Below are 8,070 nucleotides of genomic sequence, written 5' to 3' on the forward strand. Positions count from 1 at the left end.
GTACATCATCACCCGAAAATTCAGTTTCCGTCATTGTCGGTCGAATTGCCTCATCTACAACAAAATACGGTGCGTCAATTTCATTTCCGAGTGCCGTATCCAAAAGCAAACGAACGCTTATATCTTCTTCAATGCCACTGTTATTCGTAACTTCAAACGAAATACCCGCATTACCTGTTATATCATTGTTTTCGTCAGTGCCGAGTGCAATTTTTAATGTCACCGTAACCCCCTTTATCGTCCAAGGTATAGTGATTAATCTGCCTTCTTCACTGACTACGGGAGTATCAAGATGTGAACTCATTCCGAAAAAGCCGTAATCCTGACCGAATATATAATCCTTATTACCTATTCTTACCGTAATAAAAGATGTTCCGTTACTTCTTTCTTTATCGTCAGAATACAAAAGCGGAATATTGTTATCAAGAATTTTTTTGGGATTACCCTCTTCGGTTTCTATTGCAAATCCGCCCGTATCGGCATTAAACGAATATGTAAGATAGCCGTTAGTTATGCTGTATATATTATCGTTTTCCCCCTCGGCAAATACGCCGAGAGGAAAAATTGATACAAACATAACCAGTGCTAACATTGATGAAATAATTCTTTTAAATGCTTTCATCGCTTTATACCATTCCTTTCTGTACCTTATAGGTACATTTTAAAATCCCCTAATTATACAGATAAACCTGTAAATTGAAATAATCACGTTTATCCGTCTGAACATAGAATGTATACCAACCTTTTTCAAGATTTGATACTTTAAATTCACCGTTCTCGTCCTTTGAAACCATAGTTCCTTTTTTCTTCATCTGTCCTATTGTTTTAAGACCTTTTTGGTAACGTACATATGCCGTTGACGTATCGGAAAAATTCTTTAGACTGATTGATATTTCATCACCCTCTACTTCACTTCGACCTGCATAATCAGGCAATTTGCCGTTTACAAGTGCCACTGTATCATACATTCCTACAAGTCTTACAGTACGTTTTACCTCTGTCGTATTATGCGCATTATCCGATACTTCGTATGTTATCGTATACGGAATACTTGAATCGAACACGTTTTGAGTTATATCATCGGGATTAAATCCCCCCCAATCTTTTATTATAACTCTGTCATTCAAATCAGCGCCTTTTGCAAATTCATCATACGCCTTAAACGCAACATTCGGTTTTGTTAAATAATCTTTACTGTACGTTTCACCCATTGCGGTATTTTCATAGAATATAAGTTCATTTTTTCCGAGTAAATCAATAACAGGCGGTGTTTTATCAATAACTTCAACGTCAACTCCGTATATATCCGTTAAACGATTGTTCTTTTCCATATTGAATATATACATTCCATTGTCAGTATACACCTTTTCATTTTCAGTCTTATATTCATCATTGCTGCCCAACTGGTGTGTATCGGAATCTGTTACAACCGTCACAGTAACGTCTTGATTTGTTATCGGATGTATATCGGAAGCAAAAACATATCCCGCTTCACCGTTCGGAATAACGGTCTTTTGCATTGATTTTTTCTGCCATACACCGTTTTCCAATACATCATACGCATAACTCCATCTGATTTCCGTAATCTTCGGAGCAACAGTATCTATATCTTTTATTTCCAATGTCAAGTATGACGATATACCTTCATCATCATAAACTTTAAACGTGTAAATACCGTTTTCGTAGAATACATATTCCGCTTTATCCGCAACTTGTGCTATACCGCCGTAATTTACTGTCACATCTGCAAGTTCACGTTTTTTATCTATCACATTACCGGCAGTGTCAACGGCTTTTTCAAATTTAACCGTAACCTCCGTTTTTTCCGGATTTACTTCGGTTATCGCGGTAAGTGATGGAGGTGTTTTGTCGATATTATCAACAGTTACAATATCACTGCCCTCATTGCCGTAATCGTCTTTAAAGAATACACTTATCGAACCCGATTCTGTAAATGTGATAACCGATGTCGAATAATTAATACTGTATTGTGAATTTGTTATACTTCCAATCGGCTCTGCCGATGTTATGTGAACATTCGGTTTTGAGAACTGCAATGTCGCACTCACACTCTTTGAAGTGATTTCATTCGTGCTGAGCGTGCAGCTTGTAACTGTCGGTGCGTTATTGTCAATATTACTTACATTAAAGTTTTTAACCGCTTTGTTGCCGACTTTATCATACATTACAATACTGTAAGCACCGTTCTCTGATATTGGAGCGGTATACTCGCCGCCGCTATCTGTAACGCTTATTTCACCTTTCTTACTTAAAAGCTTAACTTCACCGACACCGCTTTGGTCATCTGTTGCGGTAATAGTCAAGGTAACGGGTTTGTTTGTCTTTGCCGTACTTGAAAGAGCATATTCAATCGTTCCGCTTGTTTCGTCAAAGTTTTCGTATTCGATATTCACTTCCGACTTATAACCGTATTTATCTTTTAAATTGAATGTGAAATGTTCTTCATATGAATCAAGTATTTTTTCAAAAGAACCGTTGTTATTTCTAACTCTAAGCTCTCTTTCCAGACCTCGGTCTTGAGGAGTTATTACGGCTTTAACCCTTCTGTAATACGCCGTTGTATCAGTAATTTCCTGCCACTCGCCGTTATTATCTTCATAATAATATTGAAGTGTATAGTCCTTATCTTCGCCTTGCTCTATCGGCATTTTGTAGATACAGTCAAGAGTTGTAATACTTTCCAATTCCGTCACGAATACAAACGAACAATCACCTGCGCCGTTATAGCACCTTATTGCATCCATAGAGTCATTGTCGGTAAACGTATACTTTATCGTCTTTACACCTTTAGGATCACTGTCGCCGAAAAATTCAACAGTTACAGGGTGTCCGTATTCATTTCCGTCCCAAGTCCATGAATTTTCCGTATAATCAATATAGTTACCTTCTGAATCCTTTAAAGGAACTTTGATAGACACAGGCACTTCATTCTTTTCGTCCCATATTTCGCCCAATACAATTTTTTCTATTCCCGAATCTTTATCTTGCAAAGTTGCGGTAAATGTTACATTACCCGGAGTATACGTTTTTAATATTCGGTCATTGTCATATAGACTATTGTTGACCTTTATAATTTCAGGACTGTACTGAAATTCAAAATCGGGCGGTGTATTGTCGATGTTGTCTATTATCGCCGTTACTATGTTCCAGGTAGACTCGTCACTGCCTTCTTCAAATAAATTGACGTCTACAGTTCTTTCGTTACTTGTTACTATTTCACCGGCTGTACCCGGTTCGTACATTGTATTTACAAAATAAACAAGTTTTGTATAACCCTCACCACTTTGTGATTTATATTGTTCAGAGTCATATTCGTTAAAATTCAATCCGTTATTTACAGAATCGTCCTCAATAGGCTTTAAAAGCATCCCTGCATCAATAGGTTCAACCACAACGGTAGTGCTGTAAGAATTCCAATCTTCATCAACTACATTACATCCTGTCATTTTACCGTCGGCAATCGGTTTATCCCCTGTATAAGTAGTCGCTTTAACGCCGCTAAGATTACCGAACTCAACCTTATCGCTCGTGATTTCTAAATCAAAGACTTTCCCTCTGCCTATATCGTCAACCGCATATACTTTATAATTGCCGTTTGCGGTTATAGAAAATGATTGCGATTGTGCAAATATCAATGCATTTTGCTTTGCTATTTCAAGATTTGTTTCATCTAAGGTCTTACCGTCATCACTGTCGGCAACCGACACAATTTTTGATTGCGGAAGTATATACACCGGCATATTGAAGTTTAGTTTTACAATAGATTTTTGTCCTGCTTTTTTCGGTGCAACCGTATAATCAAGTTTTAATTCAGTGTCTTGCACTGACATTATTTTATCAAAAATAACATCTGTACTGTTTCCTACGCTGTCCGTCATACGAACACCGACATAATAATTCTCGGTTGTTCCTGCAATATTAACAGTATAAGTCAGGTTCTTTTCATTCTCCCACTTTGCATCAATCGAACTTGTTTGACTTACATTAATTATGCTGTTATCATAGCTTTCAAGATAGCTGTCTTTTATCTTTTCGTCAGACATTGCACTGCTGTATTCGCTTTCAGGAATAAACGCAAACTGTACTTCGTCTTCTTTTGCGTCATTAATGTTTACTACAGCTTTACTGTCTTTTCTGTCACCGCTCATAACTTCGCTAACTTCAATATTAGCGGTCGGTGCATCGGTATCAATACCGTTTATAACAAGCGGTATATCCGTTTTGTTACCTGCTAAATCAATCGCTGTAAGAGTTGTATCAACATTTTTGTTTACGGTTATATCGAAAACGTTATCTTCTTCCGAATTGCTTACTTCAACGTCACTGCTGTTGCTTACAAGTTTCAAATCGGAATCAATATTATCTGCAAGATAAACTTTGCCTTTTATACTTTCGGAGATATGTTCGTTGTTTATAACCGTTCTTGTTTGTGGCGGTGTTTCATCAAAGAAGAATGTAAATTCACTTGTCTGTACAGTGTTTATATTAATCTTGGCTGTGTCGATATTATCCTCACAAATTGCAGTCTGTACATAGAAAGTATTTTCACCGTCAGCCAACGCTATAATCGGTGAATCAGATTCAATGCTTGCAGTCAAACCGGTATCGATTTTATTAACCGCTCCTGCCTTTATCCATTCACCATATGTATCAATCGTATTGCTTACTCTGTAATATAAATTCTGATTTTCCGTATTGTCTGCATTTTTGAAATCTTCGCTTACATCAATCTTTAATTTATAATCTTCCGACGAAATTAAAGGCTTATCTCTATACGTCAAATCGGTAATCAAACTTACGTCTGTTGTCGGCATTGAATTTCTGATATAGAATGTATCTGATTTTGCCGTAGCCTCTAAACCGTTTTTATCCGTCATTCTTACAGAAAGTGCATATGCGCCGCTCGGAATATCGCTGATATTGATATTTTGCGAAATAGCGCCATCTGTCACATCAAGCTTAAATTCCTCTAAACCATCTATCGCAGAACCGTCCGGGTTCACCACTTTCGCATATCCGTCTTTAATTCCCGACAAGTCACTTCCTATAACGGAAATCGTTTGATTTTCACTGTATGTACCGACATTCAACGGCTTAACACTGATTTTAGGCGCTGAATTGTCAAACGCAAAATATCGTTCTACTTCCACCTTATTAGCCTTACCAGACGGAGGTATAACTGTACATATCAATTTATATGTTCCGTCTAAATTTGACGTTTGAATATCGGCTGATGTATCTATACTTTTGCCGTTATACTTTGTATCGGTCGTAATAAACTCGCCTTTACTGTCCTGCCATTTGTAATAAACAGTATTTTGAGATTTTGTTGTAAGAACTATATTATAATTTGAATGCGGAATTGATGTATCGCTTATGGTATCAATACTGCATTTAGTCGTTTCGTTTGTGATATTTATATCTTTGTAGGACATTTCCGTTTTATTACCGAAATCATCTTCGGCAAAATAAATTAATGTACCTTCAAAGTTACTGCCTTCTTCAACCTCAATATACGCTGACGCAGTTTTGCCGTTTTCGGTGTCACTCTGATTTATAAATGCCCACTTATCAAGTAAACTGCTTATAGTACCGCTCGTTTGTTGTTCGGCTTTGCTCTTATCAAAAGCAGGTGCATTTATACGGTCTTTTGTAAAGCAATAATACAGCTTACCCGTTCCCGACATATCGGTAATTGTTACATCATAGTTATTGCCCTTACTTCCGTCTGAATTCTGCAAACCTCCTTTTTCTGTAATTGTAATTTCAGGGGCTTTGTTGTCAAGGTGAATATTTTCTACGACTTTAGACAGTTCGTTACCCGCATTATCCCGACCTGTAAGTTTAAGATTAAATATTCCCTCTATCTTTTCACCTAATGCCAATGTTACGTTTCCTGTGCTTGATTCTGTTGCAGGGACCTCCTGCTTGGTTGACACATTACTCTTGCCTTTATAATCACAAATCTTTACGGCATTGCCTTTACTGTCACGCAATTCCATTGAATAACTTCCATCAGTCGCTTTACCGTCTGATGATGTTGTGTTTAATGTTTCTGATGGTGTTGAACTGAATGTTACAGTCTTGTGCCAATCTCCTACCTTATCATTGTTTAAAGCCGATAATTTCACTGTCGGATCTACCGCGTCAATTTTATGCTTTGATGACAAATAGCTGTATTCCACCTTTTTATTAGCCTCATCCCACAACATAAATTGTGAATCGCTTATAGTTTTTAATTTTGCATTACTTAATTCAAGTTTCAATCCGCCGTTAGCCGAATCCATACCGCTTGTATATGGGAACGTCAATTTAAACTTACCGTTACTTATCCTTACTTTCTTTGCTGTTGACTCTATCTTTTTACCAGTATTACCAAGCGTTAGAGTTGCTTTGTCAAATGTGATACTTGCACCTGTCAGACTGACTGACGATAAATTATTATTATAACCGCCTGTCTTAATTGACGCAGTAACGGTAATTGTCTGCTTTCCTTCAGAATTCTTTTTTACATTATTATAAAACAGATTATCTGCATTATAATTTGTATCAGCTGTATTAGGTATTTGATAGTTGTCGCTAAACTCAACACTGCCGATTGAAAACGCATTTCTGACAATCGTTAAGGTTTTGACATAATCTTCATAGCTGTAATATTTAAGCCATGGAATGTTTTTAACTGTTCTTTCCTTGTTAGATGTGGTATCTTCCGGGAATTTCAATGTTGATTTAATAGTGATTTTGTTTATATTATTGTTATTCATATACGACATAAGTTTTGATTTGTTTATATCAAAACCACGATTGCTGCTTTTTTCCGTAATGCAACCATTACTGATCAGTGCTTTTTTATTAACTGTTATATTCTCGCCTTTTCCCGAAACGTCAAATGTAAACGTAGGTGCGTCACTCATATCCATACAGTAATATTCTTTATTATCGTTTAAGATATCATTGTATTGGTCACCTACATATCCGTTATATTCATATGTAACGCTGTCTTTTTCACCTGTCGGATTAAGATACATTGTACTTCCGAAATCATCAAAGTTTCCGACAGTTTTCAGGCGTCTTTTTGTATTAACATTAATACTGTATGTGGTACTTCTCTTTTTATTTTTTTCAATCCAAAGACCGTCTTTTGTACCGTTTCCGTCCGGATAAATCTCATCTATAATCCATCTATATGAGTCACTTCCTTTTTTAGCCACTCCCAGACTCACATATAATATTTTAAATGCGTCCGTTGTAACGTTTTCAATAGTCACTTTATCAAGAGTCCAAGGAGCTCTTGAAGATGTGTGTGTAGTTTCTGACATTTCGCCAGATGTTTTTGTATTCTGCAAAGTAAAAACTTCTTCATCTTCCTCACCGTTGAAATACAAATACCCTTTAATATTTCCGTCCTTACTTTTTGAATCTTTTGCGTCACTTATTTGTACTTTAAGGCAATATGTCCATTCTTGAGCAGCCGCCGATACAGGCATACACGTTATCAAAGACATAAATATGCACATTGCCATAATTGTACTTAACCATCTTTTGATTTTCATAAAATTCCCCGCCTTTCAATTTTATTTTTTAGACAATACCGAAATCACCGATAATTTTAACGCCTCCATTTCCGCTTTCAAGTAGTATTCATCTTCAAACATTGCATAATGCACTGTTGCCCGAACAAAAATAAATATGAAACCTGTAAGTATGTCAACAGGTATTCCGAGTTTGGGAGATAATTGTTTGGCGTATTCGGTATATCGCATACTAACGCCCTTAAAAAATTGTTTCCCATACTCAACATATTGGGGATGCGTGTATACTTGATACATAAGGCGATATTTTTTGCCGTGTTTTTGAGCCGACCATTTTGGAATTTCACTTATAAACCGCATTATATCCTGCGGATTTTTCGGTGACAGTTCCATAAAATCGTCCTCGACTTTTGTCATACAATACGCAGTTGACTGAATTATAAGTTCATCAACATTATTGAAATAGCTGTACAAATTAGCCGACGTCATACCACAATACTTACCAAGTTCCTTAATC

3 protein-coding genes are annotated in these 8,070 nt (G+C 36.6%); all 3 read right to left on the reverse strand.

Annotated elements, in window-relative coordinates; all coding sequences use genetic code 11:
• Positions 1-622, reverse strand: a 622-nt coding sequence (locus ACLTU0_RS09410; protein WP_412322187.1) for a hypothetical protein, incomplete at its 3' end; no start/stop codon positions are given.
• Between the two features lie 49 nt (positions 623-671).
• Positions 672-7,574: a hypothetical protein gene (locus ACLTU0_RS09415; protein ID WP_412322188.1), complete on the reverse strand. Its 6,903-nt coding sequence runs from the start codon at positions 7,572-7,574 to the stop codon at positions 672-674.
• A 21-nt stretch (positions 7,575-7,595) separates the two neighbouring features.
• On the reverse strand, positions 7,596-8,070 hold a 475-nt coding region (locus ACLTU0_RS09420; protein ID WP_412322190.1), incomplete at its 5' end, for a TetR/AcrR family transcriptional regulator.

Origin of the sequence: Hominilimicola sp., from assembly GCF_046972485.1 — a bacterium.
GTDB classification, from domain to species: Bacteria; Bacillota; Clostridia; order UBA1381; family UBA1381; genus Hominilimicola; species Hominilimicola fabiformis.

Coding starts and splice junctions, on each gene's coding strand:
- ACLTU0_RS09415 (WP_412322188.1), bottom strand. CDS start 7,574: ATGAAAATCAAAAGATGGTTAAGTACAATTATGGCAATGTGCATATTT.